Genomic DNA, 17335 nt, shown 5'->3' with positions numbered 1-17335 from the left:
TGAGCTCACCGGCTGAGGTGGTCGCGTCGGGGCGCGGATGCTCCGTCGGCCGAGCCACCGGTGTCGGGCACGGGCCAGGCCGGTTCCTGCTTGGTCTTGACGACGAGGAGGACGAGGAGGACCCACCCTGACTCGATGAGCAGTCGGCTCTCGGCGACGGACTGGACGACGAGCGAGACCGCGATGAGGACGGGCGCCAGCGAGAGCGCCGTGTACGGTCGGTGCGCGTCCAGGTCCACTCGCGGTCGGTCGACGGCGAGGAACCAGGTGCGGGTCAGCATCGACAGGACGACCGCCGCGAAGAGGACGAGGCCGACGACCCCGAGCTGGAACCACACGTCGAGCCAGGCGTTGTGGGCCTGTAGCTGCCGGACGCCGCGCCTGATGACGAGGTCCGTGAAGAGCGGCTCCCAGGGTGCCCAGGGGCTCGAGAACCCCCAACCGACCACCGGCCGTTGTTCGATGAGGCGCCAGACCGTCGCCCAGATGTCGAGGCGACCGGTGAGGTCGGGGCTCTTCCCGAGGAGGCCGAGCAGCTGCGTGCGGAAGGCGACCGCCGCCACGGCGCCGACGACGGCGACACCGACGATGGCGAGGTACACGGGCGTCCGAGCTGCTGGGCCGCTCGCGCGCCGGATGACCAGGGCGGACGCCAGGACGACGGCGGTGACGACCGCAGCGAGCAGGATCGTGGTCGAGAAGCTCAGCAGGAACATGGCCACCGCGAGGGCCAGTCGGAGGATCAGCGTCCATCGCCGCTCCGGGCCGGCGACACCAGCCGCCGCGTGCTGCTCGCGACGCGCCGCCAACCGGACCCCGAACACGATGATCCCGAGGAGGGCGACGACGGCGAGCAGGTTGGCGTTCCCGGAGATGCCCTGGATGCGCCCGCCTGAGAACAGGAGCTCGCGCGACCAGTAGTCGAGCAGCGGCGGGTCGACCGAGTCGCCCGCGTAGAAGTTCGGGAGCAGCGGGTGACGGAGGACCGCCGCCACGAACAGCTCGAAGAGGAGGGACAGGGCGAGCAGCCAGGTCACGGCACGCCCGAGGACCCGGAGGACCTCCGGCCAGGTGAAGCAGGTGGCGAGGGTCAGCCCGAGGACCGTGCACAGGGCCGCGCCGAGGAGCGTCGCAGCGGTCCCGCTCGGATAGGCCGACCAGGCGAGGGACAGGACCGCCAACGCCCCGTAGCCGACGAGCGACCAGGGGATCCTGGTGCGCTGCCACCGAGGTCGGACGACGACCATGCAGGCGAGGGCCGCACCGCCGGCCAGGAGGGCGACCGCCGTGTAGCCCCAGATCGTGAACAGGTTCGTCCAGAACGTCCCGGCGAGCACCGCGAAGGTCGCGAACACGGCCACGTGTCGGACGACGATCGCACGCGTGGTCAGCGTCGCCGGCGGGCGGGGCGGGGCGGGTTCGGTCGGCAGCATCGTGCCCCCAGGGTAGCGGCTGCGGCCAGGACCGACGCCCTGCCCCGGACGGTCGATCAGACGAACGCCGCGGTGCCGGTGATGGCCCGTCCCACGATGAGCGCGTTCATCTCGCGCGTGCCCTCGTAGCTGTAGAGCGCTTCGGCGTCCGCGAAGAACCGGGCGGCGTGGTAGTCGAGCACGATGCCGTTGCCGCCCATGATCTCGCGAGCCCAGGCGACGGTCTCGCGCATGCGGGCCGTGCAGAAGGCCTTCGCGAGGGCCGAGTGCTCGTCCCGCTGCGTGCCCTCGTCGAGCATCTGCGAGACCCGGACGCACATCGCCATCGACGCGGTGATGTTGCCGAGGCACTTCGAGAGGAGGTCCTGGATCAGCTGGTGACCGGCGATGGGCTTGCCGAACTGCACGCGCTCCTTCGCGTAGGCGACCGCCGCCTCGTAGGCGCCGACGGCGACGCCGACGCTCGACCAGGCCACACCGGCGCGCGTCAGACGGAGGACCTTTGCGGTGTCGCGGAAGGAGTTCGCGTGCTGGAGTCGCAGGCGCTCGGGTACCCGCACCTCGTCGAGGGTGATGTCGGCGTTCTGCACCATGCGCAGGCTGATCTTGCCCTCGATCTTCGTCGCGGAGTATCCGGGGGAGTCGGTGGGGACGATGAACCCCTTCACCTGGCCGTCGGCGGTGTCCTTCGCCCAGATGATGGTGATGTCACTGAAGGTCGCGTTACCGATCCAGCGCTTCGAGCCCGAGAGGATCCAGTCGTCGCCGTCCCGGGTGGCCGTGGTCCTGAGCCCCTGCGCGCTGTCCGAACCGGACTGGGGTTCCGTGAGTCCGAACGCCCCGAGCACCTCGCCCGACGCGAGCTTCGGCAACCACTCGTCCTGTTGCTCCCGCGAGCCGCATTCGCTGATCGATCCCATCGTGAGGCCGTCCTGCACGCCGACGAAGGTCGAGATGGACGCGTCGATCCTCGACAGCTCCATCGACGCGAGGCCACGGAACACCGCGCTGTTCTCGAACGGGGTCGTCTGGGGCCAGGCCCATCGGGCGACGTCCAGCTCGAGCAGTGGGGCGATGAGGTGCTTCGGGAACTCCGCCCGTTCCCAGTACTCGTTCACGATCGGCTTCGCCTCGGTCTCGGCCCAAGCGCGGAGTCGGGCGATGGCCTCCTGCTCGGGAGCCGTCAGGAGGCTCTCGAAGCCGTAGAAGTCGCTGGCGAGGGGTTCGAAGATCATGGTCCGTTGCTCCATTGCGTCCGCTGGCGCCGGATCGGCGTCTCCGCAAGCCTAAGCAGGTGCGCTCCGCATCGGCAGCGGCTTGGTAGTTTGGTCCATGGTGCCGGGCGACCGCGTCGCACGGCTTGTAGGACGACGCCAAGCGGCCCCAGGGGCCGGCTGGCGCGTCACCCTCGTCCGTCGAAAGGGCCCCACCATGTTCGTGCCGCTCCGTGCCACTCCTCGTGACTACGCGTGGGGGTCGCCGACCGCGATCGCGGAGCTGCTGGGGTCCGAGCCCTCAGGGCGTCCGGAGGCGGAACTCTGGCTCGGCGCGCACCCCGGGGCCCCGACGCCGATCGCGGATCCGTCGACGGTGGGAGGGCACGCGGACCTCGAGCGCTGGCTCGCCGCGGATCCCACCGCGCTCGGCGGGAGAGGCTCGCTGCCGTTCCTCCTCAAGGTCCTCGCGGCGGCCCATCCACTCTCACTGCAGGCCCACCCCGATCTCGCGAGGGCCGCCGCGGGGTTCACCGCCGAGAACGCGCGAGGCGTGCCGATCGACGCCTCGCACCGCAACTACAAGGACGCCCTCCACAAGCCAGAGCTCATCGTCGCGCTCCGGGACGGCTTCGAGGCGCTCTGCGGGTTCCGCGAGCTCGACGCGACCGATGCGCTGCTCGGCGAGCTGGTGGCCTCGGCGCCCGATCCGGCTGCAGCGGCGCGCATCAACCTGCTCCGGGAGATGGTGGCCGCCCCCGACGGGCTCCGCGACACCGTCCGGATCCTGCTCGAACAGCTCCCTGGCGGGCTGCTCGACGCCCTCGTCGTGGCCGCTGCGGCTCCCGGTTCGGGCGAATTCGACGCCGAGCGTGCCCTGGTCGGGCGGCTCGCGGAGGAGTATCCGGGCGATCCCGGCGTCGCGGTCGCGCTGCTGCTCAATCTCGTCACGCTGGACGCCGGTGAGGCGCTCTACCTCCCGGCGGGCAACATCCATGCCTACCTCCGAGGCATCGGTGTCGAGCTCATGGCCGCGAGCGACAACGTCCTGCGAGGCGGGCTCACCCCCAAGCACGTGGACGTGCCCGAACTGCTCGAGGTCCTGGAGTTCGAGCCGCGGCCGGTGCCGTGGCTCACTCCGACGGACCTGGGCGGGGGACTCAGTCTCTTCGTACCGGACGTCCCGGATTTCGAGCTGCTGCGGGTGGATCTGACCGACGAGCCGACCGAGCAGGAGTCGTCGTTCCGACTCCCCGGACCCGGGATCGCGATCGTCACCGACGGCTCGGTGAGGATCGACGGAGCGGCCTCGTCCGTCGAGCTCGGTCGAGGTCGCTACGCCTTCATCACGCCCGACGAGGAGGAGCTGCGCTTCTCCGGGACGGGGACCCTCTTCCTGGCGACCACCCAGGGCTGACCGCCCGGCCGGTCGTCCGGTCCACGCGGCTCAGGCGCTCTCCCGCACCCCGAAACTGCGCCGGTAGGCGGCGGGCGTGGTGCCGAGGACGCGGTCGAAGTGGTGACGGAGGACCGCTGCGGTGCCGAACCCGGTGTCCGCCGCGATCCGCTCGACACCGTGGTCGGTGCGTTCGAGCATCTCCTGGGCTCGGAACAGGCGTTGCCGGTTCAGCCAGGCGGCCGGCGTGCTGCCGAGCTCCGAGCGGAAGCGGCGGGCGAAGGTCCGCTCCGACATGTGTGCCTGCCGCGCGAGACGCCCGATGGGCAGATCCTCGGCGAGGTGGTCGAGCATCCAGTCGACGACCGGTGCGAGGGACTCGCACTGCTGTGCCGCGACGGGGGAGAGGACGTACTGCGCCTGGCCGCCGTCGCGCTGCGGTGGGACGACCATCCGACGGGCGATGACGTTGGCGCTCGCCGCGCCGTACTCCTGCCGTACCAGGTGGAGGCAGGCGTCGATACCCGCTGCGGTGCCTGCGCCGGTGATGACCTTCCGGTCTTCGACGAACAGCACGTCCGGGTCGACGGTGGTGCCGGGGAACAGCTTCTGCTGCTCATCCGTGTACATCCAGTGGGTGGTGCTCCGGCGCCCGTCGAGCAGTCCGGCGTGTCCGAGGACGAACGAGCCGCTGCACACGCTGAGGACCCAGGCGCCGCGTGCCTCGGCAGCGCGGAGCACCTCGAGGTACGCCTCGTCGACCGTGGCACCGCGTGAGCCGCCCCGTCCGGTGATGGCGACGAGGTCCGCCTCCGCGGCGAAGGAGAGATCGTCCTCGACCATCATGTCGAAGCCGCGGCTGCCGTCGTCGCTCAGGTTCATGCGGACCGGCCCCGGGTCCTTCGTGACGATCCTCAGGTCGAACGCCGGGCCGCCCTGGTCGGATCGGTCGATCCCGAAGACCTCGCAGACGACGCTGAATTCGAACGGCTGCAGGCCCGGGATGGCGAGGAGCGCGACCTTGGTGAGCATGGGGCCTCCGGATGGGGATTTGGCAGGAATGTGCTGCTTTGCGTCCATCCTGCCACTGGTGGCAGTTTTTTGCCATTCGTAGAGTTCCAGACATGTCCATCATCGCGCTCCTCGTCGGAATCGTCATCGTCCTCGTCGTGGTCCTCGCCGTCGTCGCGACGGTCCGCGCCATCCGCACGGACGGCTACCGCGCCGTCCCCACCTGCTCGGACGCCCGCCGCGCCGGCCTCCAGTAGTCTGGTCACTCCGCCCGCAGGACGGCCGCAGTTCGGCCGACGGGCGGCCGACTGGAGGAAGCATCGTGACGTGGCTGGTGACGGGCGGGGCCGGGTACATCGGCGCCCATGTGGTTCGGGCGTTCCAGGCCGAGGGGATCGACGTGGTCGTCCTCGACGACCTCTCCAGCGGGCATGAGCGCTTCATCCCGGCGGACGTCCCCTTCGTGCGCGGCACCCTCCTCGACGGCTCGGTGCTGGAGCGCGCGTTCTCGGAGTTCGAGCTGAGCGGCGTGGTCCACGTCGCCGGCTACAAGTACGCGGGCGTCTCCGTGCAGCGCCCGTTGCACACCTACGCCCAGAACGTCACGGCGACCGCGATGCTGCTCGGAGCCATGGAAGAGCACGGCGTCGAACGCATCGTCTTCTCCTCGAGCGCCGCGGTGTACGGGACCACGGACGTCGACCTCGTCACCGAGGACACGCCGAAGGCCCCGGAGTCGCCGTATGGGGAGTCGAAGCTCATCGGGGAGTGGCTGCTCAGTGATCAGGGCGTGGCGACCGGGCTGCGTCACACCTCACTGCGCTACTTCAACGTCGTCGGCTCCGGGACGGACGAGGTCTACGACACCAGTCCGCACAACCTGTTCCCGCTCGTGTTCGACGCGCTCCTCGCCGGTCGCACGCCGCGGATCAATGGGGACGACTACCCGACCCCCGACGGCACCTGCGTCCGCGACTACCTGCATGTGGCCGACCTCGCCGCCGCCCATGTCGCTGCGGCGAAGCGCCTCGACGCCGGCGAGCCCCTTGAGGCCGCCTACAACCTCGGGAGCGGGGACGGATCGAGCGTCGGGGAGATCATGACCGCCATGGCCGAGGTCACGGGCATCGACTTCACGCCCGAGATCATGCCCCGTCGCGCCGGCGATCCCGCTCGGATCGTCGCGTCGGGAGCGCTCGCCGCTCGCGATCTGGACTGGCGGATGCGGCACGACCTCCGGCAGATGGTGGAGAGCGCGTGGCGGGCGCGCCGCGCCGCCTCCTGACCGTGATCAGGGCCGCGATCGATCCCGTCACCCAGTTCAGGTGACACGCGGCGCGTCGCGAACCCTCACCTCGTGATTGAGGCTTTACGATGTGCGACTTGACTCGACCATAACTACAAGGGTGTAATTATGTATCGCGCCGCGTGGCGCAGGGTACGAGCAGTTGGGGAGACGGTATGGCAATTCCTGAGTATCGTGCCGGGGTACCCGACGACTGGTTCGTCGATCCGGTCAATCTGGGAGTGCCCGGCGTCCGTCAGCCGGCTGCCGACGGCGAGGACGACACCCAGCTCTCCTGGCAGACCGACGCGCTCTGCGCTCAGACCGACCCAGAGGCCTTCTTCCCGGAGAAGGGCGGCTCCACGCGCGACGCCAAGCGGATCTGCACGAGCTGCGACGTCAAGTCGCAGTGCCTCGAGTACGCGCTGGCCAACGACGAGCGCTTCGGTATCTGGGGCGGCCTCTCCGAGCGCGAGCGTCGCAAGCTCCGCAAGCGCGCCGTCTGACCGGTTGAACGACCCACTTCACGCGCCCGTCAGCCACGCGCAGCCTGCCTGATCCGGGGCGCGCCCGTCCGGTTCCCGGCCTTCCGCGCTCGCCCGCTTAGTCTGATTCCGATGTCTCCCCGAGTAACGGCGATCCTCGTGGTGCGTGACGGCTCAGCGTCGCTCGCACGCACGCTCGACGCCCTCAGTGCCCAGACCCGTCCGGCGGACGGGATCATCGCCGTCGCCACCCGCAGCAGCGAAGCGACGATCGCAGAACTCAGCCGGGTCCCCGGGATGAAGCTCGTGACCTCGTCCGAGGACCTCAGCTTCGCGCAGGCCGTCGCGGCCGGCGTCCGGGTGACCGACCAGCCCGAGGACGCCGAGCAGATGCTCTGGCTGCTCTCCGAGGACACGGCGCCGGAGCCCACAGCGCTCGCCGCACTGCTCGGCGCCCTCGAGGTCTCTCCGTCGGTCGGTGTGGCCGGTCCGAAGATCCTCGACTGGGACGACGCCTCCTTCCTCCGCCGCTACGGCGAGACCATCACCTCGCTCGGCGCCGCGGTCCCGGTGGTCGAGGACGAACTCGACCAGGCTCAGCACGACACGATGAACGACGTCATGGCCGTCGGCCCGGCCGGCATGCTCGTGCGCCATCAGCTGTGGGATCAGTTGGGCGGCTTCGACCAGGCGCTCGTCGCGGACGACGCGCTCGACTTCTGCATCAGGACCCGTCTCGCCGGGTTCCTGGTGGCGGTCGTGCCGACGGCACGCGTCGCCTCGGCGGGGGAGGGCATCGCCGGACCCTCCTGGTCGAACCGACTGGGTGCCCGCCGTCGCCGACACCGCCAGGCCCGCGCGGCCCAGCTGCACCGCCGACTCGTCTACGCGCCGGGGATCATGGTCCCCGTGCACTGGCTCAGCCTGGTGCCGCTCGCCATCCTGCGGGTCATCGGCCACTTCGTGAAGAAGCAGCCCGAGCTCGTGCTCGGCGAGCTATCGGCGGCATTCGCGGTCGCCTTCTCGGGAGCCAAGGTCCAGAACGCGCGCCGCCAGCTCGCGAAGAACCGGACCCTCGGGTGGTCCAGCATCGCCGGCCTGCGCATGCGACTCGACGAAGTGCGGCGGAAACGCGCCCTCGCCAGGGAGGCGACGCAGATCGGGTTCATCGGTGAGGAGCGCGACCTCCGCTTCTTCTCCGGAGGAGGCGCCTGGGTCGTCCTCGCGGCCGCCGTCCTGGGTGCCGCGATCCTCGCCCCGCTCCTCGGCGCCTCCTTCATCACCGGTGGTGGGCTCCTGCCCCTGTCGTCGACGGTGGGCGAGCTCTGGCAGCACATCGGGTTCGGCTGGCGTGACGTCGGACTCGGGTTCGTCGGTGCTGCGGACCCGTTCAACGCCGTCCTGGCGGTCCTCGGGTCGATCACGTTCTGGGAGCCGTCGTTCTCCCTCGTCCTGCTCTTCCTGCTCGCCCTCCCGCTCTCGGCGCTCGGCGCCTGGTTCGCGGCGACGCGCCTCACCGAGCGGGCAGGCCCCCGTGCCGTCGCCGCGCTGCTGTGGACCCTCGCGCCGACGCTGCTGACCGCGCTGGCGGACGGACGTCCGGCGGCGGTCATCGTGCACGTCCTGCTGCCCTGGCTCTTCTACGCCGGCGTGGTGGCCGCGCGTTCCTGGGCCGCTGCGGGCACGAGCGCCTTCCTGTTCGCCGCGATCGTCGCGAGCGCCCCGTCATTGGCTCCCGCCCTCCTCGTCATCTGGGTCGTCGCGATGGTCTTCGCTGGCCGGGGCATCGCGCGGGTCGCGCTCGTCCCCATCCCCGCCGCTGCGCTCTTCGCCCCACTCGTATGGCAGCAGGGTTTCCACCGCGGCAACTGGCTCGGGCTCCTCTCCGATCCGGGCGTGGTGACGCCGGCGACGGCAGCCTCCGGCTGGCAGCTGTCCCTCGGCTTCCCCGGCGGCAGCCTCGGTGGCTGGAGTCAGGTCGCCGCCGCGCTCGGCCTGCCGGGTATGACCCCGGTCATCGTGATCCCGGCGCTGTTCGCCCCGCTCGCGATCGTCGCCCTCCTCGCACTGTTCCTGCCGGGTTCGCGCCGCGCGGTCCCGCTCCTCATCGCCGCGTTCCTCGGGCTCGTCTCGGCCGTGTTCGCGACGCACTTGTTCCTCACCTCCACGGCAGGGACCGCGGTCCCGGTCTGGGCTGGTGCCGCGATCAGCCTCTACTGGCTCGGCATCGTCGGCGCGGCGACCCTCGGACTCGACCGGATCCCGCGCTTCAGAGCCGTTCCGGCGCTCGTCATGGTGCTCGCAGCCGTGGTGGTGGCCGTCCCGCTCGCGCTCGCCCAGCCGCTCGGCACGTCCGTCGTCCGTGAGAGTTCGGGCCGGCAGCTGCCGGCCTACGTCACGGCGGCGACGCAGACCGATCCGCGTCTCGGCACCCTCGTGATCACCCCCGGCGACGATGGGACCATCACCGCGGTCGTCATCCGCGGCCAGGGGGAGACGCTCGACGGGCGATCCACGATCGTGCAGAGCTCGCCCGGAGTGTCCTCCGACGACCGGATCGTCGCGGAGCTCGCGGGGAACCTCGCGTCGCAAAGCGGGCTCGACCCGACGAAGACGCTCGTGGAACACGGCATCGCCTTCGTCCTCCTGTCACCGACCGTCGAGGGCGGCGAGCAGACGGTTGCCGGACAGACCGCCGGACGGGCGGCGAGTGCGCTCGACGCCAACGCCGCGCTGGTCGCGGTCGGCGAGACCACGAGCGGGACGCTCTGGCGGACGGTCGCCGACGTCGGTTCCGGCCCCGAGGTACCGGAGACGAACGTGCTCGGCACGCTCATCGGTGTCGGGCTGGGCGTGGTCTTCCTCATCACCCTGCTCCTCAGCATCCCGAACGGTGCGTCCCGCGACGGGTACCGCGCGGGTTCGCGGAAGCCGGCGAAGCTCAAGGGTCGCTCCGCTCGGAAGGCTGCGGCCGCCGGTTCCGCCGTCGCCGTGCTCGACGACGGCGCCGCGGGATCGTACGACGACGAGGAGCCGACCGGCGACCTCGACGATGAGTCGACACCGGAGACTCCTCCGAGCTCGCCCGCAGGCACTTCAGAGATGGCGAAACCACGCTGGTGGCGTCGCGGAGCCGCCTCTGTCGAGACACCCGCTCCCGCGCCGGCCTCCGAGACCGACGCCGACCCCGACGCCCGCACCGACGACGCCCCGGAGGCGGTGGCGAGCGGTGCGGAGCCCACGGCGGAACGGACCAGCGATGCGCCGACCAGCGATGCGCCGACCAGCGAGGCGGAGCCCGCCGACGGGGAGCCCGTCGACACCTCGGAGGCCATCGACGGGCGAGACGAGTCCACGACGGAGCCGAGCGCTCCGAGCGACGCGTCCTCTACTTCAGACACCACCCGCCGGGACGTCCCGGGAACGGAGCAGCCGCATGCCCAGTAAGCGCGGAGTCGCCATCACCTCAGGGCGCATCGTGACCGGGCTGGTCGGGATCGGGATCGCCGCGGTCACGATCGCCGCCGCCGGACAGTTGACCCTGCCGACCGTCGAGATCGCCCCGCGCGACATCCGCGTCACCCCGGTGGCCGGGGACCAGTCCCTGGTGTGCCCGGGGCCGCTGCTCGCCCTCGCGCAGGACGCCACCGCGGCGACCGCTGCCGGGTCCTTCGGGCCGGCGAGCGTCGACTTCGGTGCGAAGGGGGTCACCCCGACCACGCGTGACCTCGGTGCCCCCGACAACACGAGCGGCGCGGCGGACGGCGGCCCTGCCGTCATCACCGTTCCCGGCGCGACCGATGGGAGCGCGACCCCCGTCAGCGGAGCGCAGTCCCAGATCGCGGCCGAGGCGGACGTGGCCGGCCTCGCCGCAGCCACCTGCACCCCGGCGTCGGCGGAGAGCTGGCTCGTCGGCGGTTCGAGCGACATCGGCCGCACCACCCTCATCCTCCTCGGCAATCCCTCGGCCGTGGACGCCAACGTCACCCTCGAGGTCTTCGGGGCCGCCGGACGCATCGACGCCCCAGGGGCGGCCGGGATCGTCGTGGCCTCGGGCACGCAGCGGGTCGTCGCGCTCACCGGGCTCGCACCGAACGAACCGACGCCGGTCGTCCGCGTGACCAGCGAGGGTGGCCAGGTCGCCGCAGCACTGCAGCAGAGCACCGTCCGGGTCCTGACACCCGGTGGTGTCGAGGTCCAGGGACCTACTGCGGCGCCGGCCACCGACCTCGTCGTCCCGGGCCTCGTCGTCTCGGCTCCGGCAGCGCCCGGGGCGAGTTCCGACATCGCGTCGGTCGACGACCGGGCCACGGCCCTCAGACTCTTCGCTCCGGGTGCCGAGGCAGCGGACGTCGTGATCACGGCCACCCGTGAGAACAGCAAGGACGAGCCGATCGTGGTCGACGCGACGATCCAGCCGGGTGTGCCGGGCGAGATCGCCCTGGCCGGATTGCCTGCGGGTGAGTTCTCGCTCGAGATCACCTCGACCGAGCCTGTCGTCGCAGCGGCCCGCTCGAACTCACGCAGCGGCGCCCTCGAGGACTTCGCCTGGTTCGGAGCGGCGCCCGTCCTCGACGACGCAGCGGCCTTCACCGTCCCCACCGGCCCGGGTCAGAAGCTGCACGTCTTCAACCCGACCGGATCGGAGGCAGCGGTCACACTGACGGACGCCGACGGAACGAAGACGGAGGCCAAGGTCGCGGCCGGTGCCGGCGCGACGATCGGGGTCGCCGCTGGCCAGAGCTACGTGCTCGAGGGTGCCGACGGACTCCACGCATCGATCAGCCTCGCCGCACCGGGTCGGTTGACCTCGTCACCCGTCGTGCCGCCGAACCCGCTGGCGGCACCGATCAGCGTCTACCCGCGCTGAGTGGCGCCCGCCGCTCAGAGGAAGCGGTAGCGGTCGGGGCCGAGGTCCCAGGGGTCCTTACCGAGCAGTTCGGCGACGGCCCGGAAGACGCAACTCTCGACCATCATGCGCTGGTGCAGTTCGTCGTTCCGGTGCAGCTTGCTCATGCGCTGGATCGGCAGCCGGTAGAGGATGACCCGACGGCGCGCGCGGTCTACGAACCAGCGGTCCACGCCGTCCGTCCCGGAGTTCTGCGCGGGCATCGCGCCGACCTCGAAGCGGACGTCGGCGAGCTCCGTCGGCCACGCGCCGCGCAGATAGTCGGCCGTCGTCGCCACCGTCAGGTCGAACTGGTCGATCCGCGTGTCGATCGGCGGGACGTCCGGCCCGACGACGCTCGAGCGTCCGTTGCGGCCGTGACGCGAGCGACGCCGCGAGAGCGCACCCCGCGTCTCCTCGTCAGCCTCCGCCATGGCTCCAGTCTAGGCGTCGTGCGGTGGCGCGTCCCGACCCCGATGGACGGCGAGCCGGGGCGCCTGATCCGCACCCGGGCGTTACGCTGGAGCAAATGGTAGACAGGATGTGTTCCAAGGTCGGCTGCTCACGCGAGCCCGTCGCGACGCTGACCTACGACTACCGCGACTCGATGGCGGTGCTCGGGCCGCTCAGCATCGAGAAGAGCCCACACAGCTACGATCTCTGCTCCATCCATGCTGAACGGCTGAGTGTGCCGCAGGGCTGGCGCGTCGTGAAGCACAGCGTCCTCGGCGACGTCGGCTACGGTTCCTGACCGGTCCACAGCGTCGACATGAAGGGCCGCGAGCGCCGGCGGTCTGCGAGAATGGCTGCATGAGTTCTTCCGCACTGACCGCCCCCACGACCACCCTCCCGTACAAGGTGGCCGATCTGTCGCTCGCCGAGGCCGGCCGCCACCAGCTCCGCCTCGCCGAGAACGAGATGCCCGGCCTCATGGCCCTTCGCGAGGAGTTCGGCGCCAGCCAGCCCCTCGCCGGAGCCCGGATCGCCGGCTCCCTGCACATGACGGTGCAGACCGCGGTGCTCATCGAGACGCTCGTGGCTCTCGGTGCCCAGGTCCGTTGGGCGAGCTGCAACATCTTCTCCACCCAGGACGAGGCAGCAGCGGCCGTCGCGGTCGGGCCGCAGGGCACCGTCGACGCGCCGTCGGGCGTGCCGGTGTTCGCCTGGAAGGGCGAGACCCTCGAGGAGTACTGGTGGTGCACGGAGCAGATCTTCGACTGGTCGACGGAAGCCGCAGCGGTGGGAGCCGACTGGACCGGCCCGAACCTCATCCTCGACGACGGCGGCGACGCGAGCATGCTCGTGCACCAGGGTCGCCGGTTCGAGCTCGCCGGTGCGGTCCCTGAGACGGCGGCGACCGACAGCCACGAGTACAGCATCGTGCTCGACGTCCTGCGTCGCTCGCTCGCCGGAAGCACCGATCGGTGGACGAAGGTCGCTGCCGACATCCTCGGCGTGACGGAGGAGACCACCACCGGCGTGCACCGCTTGTACGAGCTGGCGAAGCAGGGGGAGTTGCTCTTCCCCGCGATCAACGTCAACGACTCGGTCACGAAGAGCAAGTTCGACAACAAGTACGGCATCCGTCACTCCCTGCCGGACGGGCTGAACCGCGCGACCGACGTGCTCATCGGCGGCAAGGTCGTCTTCGTCGCCGGCTACGGCGACGTCGGCAAGGGTGCTGCCGAGGCCCTCCGCGGGCAGGGCGCGCGGGTCATCGTCTCCGAGGTCGACCCGATCTGCGCGCTGCAGGCCGCGATGGACGGCTACCAGGTCGCGACGCTCGAGAGCGTAGCCTCCGAGGTCGACATCATCGTCACCTGCACGGGCAACTTCAACGTCGTGACGCTCGACCACATCCTGGCGCTCAAGCACCTCGCGATCGTCTCGAACGTCGGACACTTCGACAACGAGATCGACATGGCGTCGCTCGAGGCCCTCGAGGGCGCCGAGAAGATCGAGATCAAGCCGCAGGTCCACGAGTGGCGTCTGCCGACGGGACGCAGCGTCCTGGTGCTCAGCGAGGGTCGCCTGATGAACCTCGGCAACGCGACGGGTCACCCGTCCTTCGTCATGAGCAACTCCTTCACCAACCAGGTGCTCGCGCAGCTCGAGCTCTGGACCCGGACCGAGGAGTACCCGATCGGCGTGTACGTGCTCCCGAAGCACCTCGACGAGAAGGTGGCGCGGCTGCACCTCGACGCGCTCGGCGTCCAGCTGACGACGTTGACGGGTGAGCAGGCCGACTACATCGGAGTGTCCGTCGAAGGCCCCTACAAGGTCGACCACTACCGCTACTGAGCGGCCCGGCCGGTTCCCCGCCTCAGCGGTCGGGGAACCGGTGCGGCTGTCCGCTCAGCACCGGCTGCAGCAGGGCCAGCCGCTGGCGGGCGGCGAGCTGGGCCTGGTACTCCCGCTCCCGGCGAACGACCGAGACACCGACGAGGAACGCCTCGGGCGGCGCGATCGGGAGCGGTGAGACGTACCGCGACACCTCTGCGGCGAGTTCGGCCGCGAGCCGGGTCCGGGTCGCCGGCGTCAGTGCGGCCGCCTGCTTGAGGAACTGCGACACCCGCCGCGCCAGGGGATCCGGCAGCCGGGCGACGTCCGCTCCCGCGGCCCACGTCGCGAGCTGCGGCGGGATCATCGCCACCGGCTCGACCACCCTCGGCAGACGTTCACGTTGACTGTACGTCCCGGCGAGGACGTCGCCGAGCCGCTTCGAACGGGCGCTGAGCAGGCCGGAGAGCGCGGCGATCCCGCCGGCGGTCAGGTAGATCTCGAAGTACCCGGTCAGGGCACGGATGAACGCGTGCCGGAACCCGGGCGCTCCGCCGTCGTCACGGACGATGCGGGCGCCGACGGCGAGCTTGCCCAGGGAACGACCTCGGGAGGCGATCTCGACGGCGGCGGGCAGGACGACGAGGCAGAGGACCGTCAGCCCGAGCACGATCGCGGTGAACATCGCCGTGTCCATGGCGACGCCGGAGAGGAGCCACGAGAACATCGCCAGCATGAGGCCGACGAAGACGAGGATCGACACCGCGTAGTCGATGAGCGCTCCGGCGGCCCGCAGGATGAACCCGGTGGGCCGGACGTCCAGAGCGACCGCCTCGCCGGTGATCAGCTCAGTACCGTCGTCCACCGACGACTCGTGCAGGGGGACCCGGGCCGGTTCGGACATGTGGACCATTCAAGCAGATGCCCGGAGCACCGGTCACGGAGCGTCCCCACCGCGTAGCATGGCTCCGATGGATCTCGACGCCTACTCCGCAGCCCACCGTCAGGAATGGGACCGCCTCGACGCGCTCGGCAAGCAGCGGTTCTTCAGCGGACCGGAGGCGGACGAGCTGATCGACCGCTACCAGGCCGGCGCGACGCAGCTCTCCGCCATCAAGACGACGGCCGGGTCGACGCTCGTGGGCGACCGCCTGTCCGTGTCGCTGTCGCGGGCGCGTCTTCGGTTCACCGGGGCGAGTGCCAACGTCCTGTCGAGCGTGCCGCGTTTCTTCGTCCTGGCGTTGCCCGCCGCGCTCTACCGGGTCCGCTGGGTGACCCTCGCCGTCGCGGTCGCGACCGTCGTCATCGCGACCCTGTACGCCGTGTGGATCGCGGGCAACCCGCAGGTCCTCGCGAATCTCGGGACGGACGCGCAGCTCAAGCAGTACGTCGAGGACGACTTCGTCGCCTATTACTCCAACAACCCGGCAGCCAGCTTCGCCGGTCAGGTGTGGACGAACAACGCCTGGATTGCCGCCCAATGCGTGGCCTTCGGGATCAGCGGGGTGTGGGTGCCATACATCATCGTCACCAACGCACAGGGTGTCGGCCAGGCCGCAGGGCTCATGTTCGCCTACGGCAAGGGCGACGTGTTCTTCGAGTACATCCTCCCGCACGGCATGCTCGAACTCACCGCGGTGTTCGTTGCGGCGGCGGCCGGCTTGCGGATCTTCTGGGCGTGGGTCGCGCCAGGACCGAGGACGCGGGGGCAGGCCCTCGCCGAGGAGGGCAGGGCCCTGTTCACGATCGCCATCGGGCTCGTGATCGTCCTGTTCGTCTCCGGCCTGGTCGAAGGGTTCGTGACCCCTGCGCCCTGGCCGTGGGCCGTGAAGATGCTCATCGGCGGGGGAGCGCTCGCGGCGTTCCTGCTCTACATGTGCTGGTTGGGCGGGATCGCCTACCGCTCGGGTGAGCGCGGCGATCTCGCCGAGTTCGAAGCCGGCGCGAAACGCATCGTCGCCGGCTGAGCGTTATTCGCCGGCTTCAGACCGTGCGCGGCGCTCGGCGTTCCGGGCGTTGACCCGGGCGTTCTCGGCGTTGACCTCGGCGTGCACCGCGCGCTCCTGCACGAGCCAGGCTGGCAGGGTGCGAAGGAGCTCCTGGATCTGCTCGGTCGTCAGCGCCTCGGTGATCTCAGCGCGCGCGAGACCCGAGGTCGACACACCCAGCTTGCGAGCGACGACGTCCCGCGGGTGCGGACCGTTCTTCCGGAGTTCGACCAACCAGTCGGCCGGGTTTGCCTGCAGCTCGAGGAAGGCGGACCGCGTGATGGGCTCCTCCTGGAACGATGCCGGCGTCGCCGGCAGGTAGACCCCGAGCTTCTTCGCCGCGGTTGCCGGTTTCATGATCTGTTCGCTCGCGCCCATCCGCTCAGCGTACCTCGCCGGAGCGCCCGCTCCCAACCGACCGCACCGCCTCGCCGACCGCCCTGCAGTAGTGTGGCAAGCCGAGCAGTGGAGGCTTCGATGGACAGGCAGGACGACCAGGGCGACGGTTCCCGCATCGATGTCGAGGTCGACGGTGCCGATCACGACCAGGAAGTCGCCACACCGGCGTTGACGGTCGCGTTCGCCCGGGGCGTCAATCCCGGGAAGTGGGCGCGCATCTGGAACGAGCGGCGCCCCGACGACGAACTCCGCCTGGTCCGCGTCGACCTCGACGAACAGCGGGAGGTCCTCCGTTCCGGCGCGGTGGACGTCGCGCTCGTCCGCGTGCCCATCGACACCGAGGGCCTCAACACGATCGCCCTGTTCGAAGAGCTCCCCGTCGTCGTGTTCGCGAAGGGTGCAGCGCTCGGTGAGCACGACACGGTCGAAACCGCCGCACTCGCCGAGGAACAGCTGATCATGGCACCCCTCGTGCTCGGGTGGGCGGACCAGGCGGACACGCTCGGGTTCGCGGCACCCGCCGCGCCGCTCACCTCCGATCCGGAAGCGGCGATCGAGCTCGCGGCCTCCGAGGTCGGCATCGTTGTCGTCCCGCAATCGGTCGCGAGGCTCCACCAGCGGAAGGACGTGGAGTACCGCCCGATCGTCGACCTCCCGCCCGTGCCGGTGCTGCTCGCGTGGCCTCGGGACCGCGAGGACGAGGCGCTCGAGGAGTTCATCGGCATCGTCCGAGGTCGGACGGCGAACAGCTCACGGCGAAGCGCTCCGGCGGAGACCCCCGCGGCGGCCGCTCCGCAGCAGACCGGGAAGCGTCGGAAGCCGCCGAAGGCCGGCTCGACACCGGGAACCGCCGCCGGGACGAGCCGCGGCGCCCAGCTCGCTGCACGGAAGGCCAAGCAGGAGGCCCTCGCCCGGGAGCGCCGCAAGAAGCGGAAGGGCCGCTGAGGCTCGTTCCG

16 protein-coding genes are annotated in these 17335 nt (G+C 70.6%); 10 read left to right on the top strand and 6 right to left on the bottom strand.

All coding sequences use genetic code 11. The features are described from left to right. Positions 1 to 5: 5 nt before the first annotated feature. Together ITJ57_RS13635 and ITJ57_RS13630 are read right to left on the bottom strand one after the other, a co-directional pair. Positions 6 to 1433, bottom strand: coding sequence for an O-antigen ligase (locus tag ITJ57_RS13635; protein ID WP_194670645.1), 1428 nt, complete (start codon positions 1431 to 1433; stop codon positions 6 to 8). Between the two features lie 56 nt (positions 1434 to 1489). Next, positions 1490 to 2668: an acyl-CoA dehydrogenase family protein gene (locus ITJ57_RS13630; protein WP_194670644.1), complete on the bottom strand. Its 1179-nt coding sequence runs from the start codon at positions 2666 to 2668 to the stop codon at positions 1490 to 1492. A 196-nt stretch (positions 2669 to 2864) separates the two neighbouring features. On the opposite strand from ITJ57_RS13630, the gene manA reads away from it, so the two are divergent. Next, a complete protein-coding gene (manA, locus tag ITJ57_RS13625) occupies positions 2865 to 4064 on the top strand; it encodes a mannose-6-phosphate isomerase, class I (protein WP_194670643.1) in 1200 nt (399 codons plus the stop codon). A gap of 30 nt (positions 4065 to 4094) precedes the next feature. Here the strand turns inward: manA and ITJ57_RS13620 are convergent, their stop codons facing one another. Beyond that, on the bottom strand, positions 4095 to 5075 hold the full coding sequence (locus tag ITJ57_RS13620) for a GlxA family transcriptional regulator (RefSeq protein ID WP_194670642.1): 981 nt from the start codon (positions 5073 to 5075) through the stop codon (positions 4095 to 4097). A gap of 92 nt (positions 5076 to 5167) precedes the next feature. On the opposite strand from ITJ57_RS13620, the gene ITJ57_RS13615 reads away from it, so the two are divergent. The 5 genes from ITJ57_RS13615 (at position 5168) to ITJ57_RS13595 (ending at position 11694) form a co-directional block, all read left to right on the top strand. After that, a complete protein-coding gene (locus ITJ57_RS13615; RefSeq protein WP_194670641.1) occupies positions 5168 to 5311 on the top strand; it encodes a hypothetical protein in 144 nt (47 codons plus the stop codon). A 65-nt stretch (positions 5312 to 5376) separates the two neighbouring features. Further along, a complete protein-coding gene (gene galE, locus ITJ57_RS13610) occupies positions 5377 to 6339 on the top strand; it encodes a UDP-glucose 4-epimerase GalE (protein ID WP_056012705.1) in 963 nt (320 codons plus the stop codon). A 176-nt stretch (positions 6340 to 6515) separates the two neighbouring features. Continuing rightward, complete coding sequence (locus tag ITJ57_RS13605) at positions 6516 to 6845, top strand: WhiB family transcriptional regulator (RefSeq protein ID WP_082456139.1); 330 nt, start codon at positions 6516 to 6518, stop codon at positions 6843 to 6845. Between the two features lie 111 nt (positions 6846 to 6956). After that, complete coding sequence (locus ITJ57_RS13600) at positions 6957 to 10271, top strand: glycosyltransferase (protein WP_194670640.1); 3315 nt, start codon at positions 6957 to 6959, stop codon at positions 10269 to 10271. Next, positions 10261 to 11694 carry a DUF5719 family protein gene (locus ITJ57_RS13595; RefSeq protein ID WP_194670639.1) on the top strand — a complete coding sequence of 478 codons (1434 nt, stop codon included), beginning with the start codon at positions 10261 to 10263 and terminating at the stop codon, positions 11692 to 11694. Before ITJ57_RS13600 ends, ITJ57_RS13595 begins: the two co-directional genes overlap by 11 nt. Before the next feature lie 14 nt (positions 11695 to 11708). Here the strand turns inward: ITJ57_RS13595 and ITJ57_RS13590 are convergent, their stop codons facing one another. Then, positions 11709 to 12146 carry a metallopeptidase family protein gene (locus tag ITJ57_RS13590; protein WP_194670638.1) on the bottom strand — a complete coding sequence of 146 codons (438 nt, stop codon included), beginning with the start codon at positions 12144 to 12146 and terminating at the stop codon, positions 11709 to 11711. A gap of 107 nt (positions 12147 to 12253) precedes the next feature. On the opposite strand from ITJ57_RS13590, the gene ITJ57_RS13585 reads away from it, so the two are divergent. Continuing rightward, positions 12254 to 12463: a DUF3499 family protein gene (locus ITJ57_RS13585; RefSeq protein ID WP_369796492.1), complete on the top strand. Its 210-nt coding sequence runs from the start codon at positions 12254 to 12256 to the stop codon at positions 12461 to 12463. A gap of 59 nt (positions 12464 to 12522) precedes the next feature. After that, the gene (ahcY, locus tag ITJ57_RS13580; RefSeq protein ID WP_194670637.1) at positions 12523 to 14013 is read left to right on the top strand and encodes an adenosylhomocysteinase; all 1491 of its coding nucleotides are present in this window, start codon (positions 12523 to 12525) and stop codon (positions 14011 to 14013) included. Between the two features lie 22 nt (positions 14014 to 14035). Here ahcY and ITJ57_RS13575 read toward each other — a convergent pair whose 3' ends face one another. Continuing rightward, the gene (locus ITJ57_RS13575) at positions 14036 to 14896 is read right to left on the bottom strand and encodes an RDD family protein (protein ID WP_194670636.1); all 861 of its coding nucleotides are present in this window, start codon (positions 14894 to 14896) and stop codon (positions 14036 to 14038) included. Positions 14897 to 14963: 67 nt separating this feature from the next. On the opposite strand from ITJ57_RS13575, the gene ITJ57_RS13570 reads away from it, so the two are divergent. Beyond that, entirely contained in the window at positions 14964 to 15959 is a 996-nt protein-coding gene (locus tag ITJ57_RS13570; protein WP_194670635.1) for a stage II sporulation protein M, read from the top strand. Between the two features lie 3 nt (positions 15960 to 15962). On the opposite strand, the gene ITJ57_RS13565 is transcribed toward ITJ57_RS13570, so the two are convergent. Further along, positions 15963 to 16358 (bottom strand): DUF5997 family protein, encoded by a 396-nt coding sequence (locus tag ITJ57_RS13565; protein ID WP_056012681.1) that lies wholly within the window; start codon positions 16356 to 16358, stop codon positions 15963 to 15965. Positions 16359 to 16457: 99 nt separating this feature from the next. Here ITJ57_RS13565 and ITJ57_RS13560 point away from each other — a divergent pair, with 99 nt between their 5' ends. Then, the gene (locus ITJ57_RS13560) at positions 16458 to 17324 is read left to right on the top strand and encodes a LysR family substrate-binding domain-containing protein (protein WP_194670634.1); all 867 of its coding nucleotides are present in this window, start codon (positions 16458 to 16460) and stop codon (positions 17322 to 17324) included. The last annotated feature ends 11 nt before the right edge of the window (positions 17325 to 17335 follow it).

The sequence above is a fragment of the Plantibacter sp. VKM Ac-2880 genome, assembly GCF_015351235.1.
Classification (GTDB): domain Bacteria; phylum Actinomycetota; class Actinomycetes; order Actinomycetales; family Microbacteriaceae; genus Plantibacter.
Note: the sequence above shows the minus strand (reverse complement) of the source record. Positions and strands in the feature narration are given on the sequence as shown.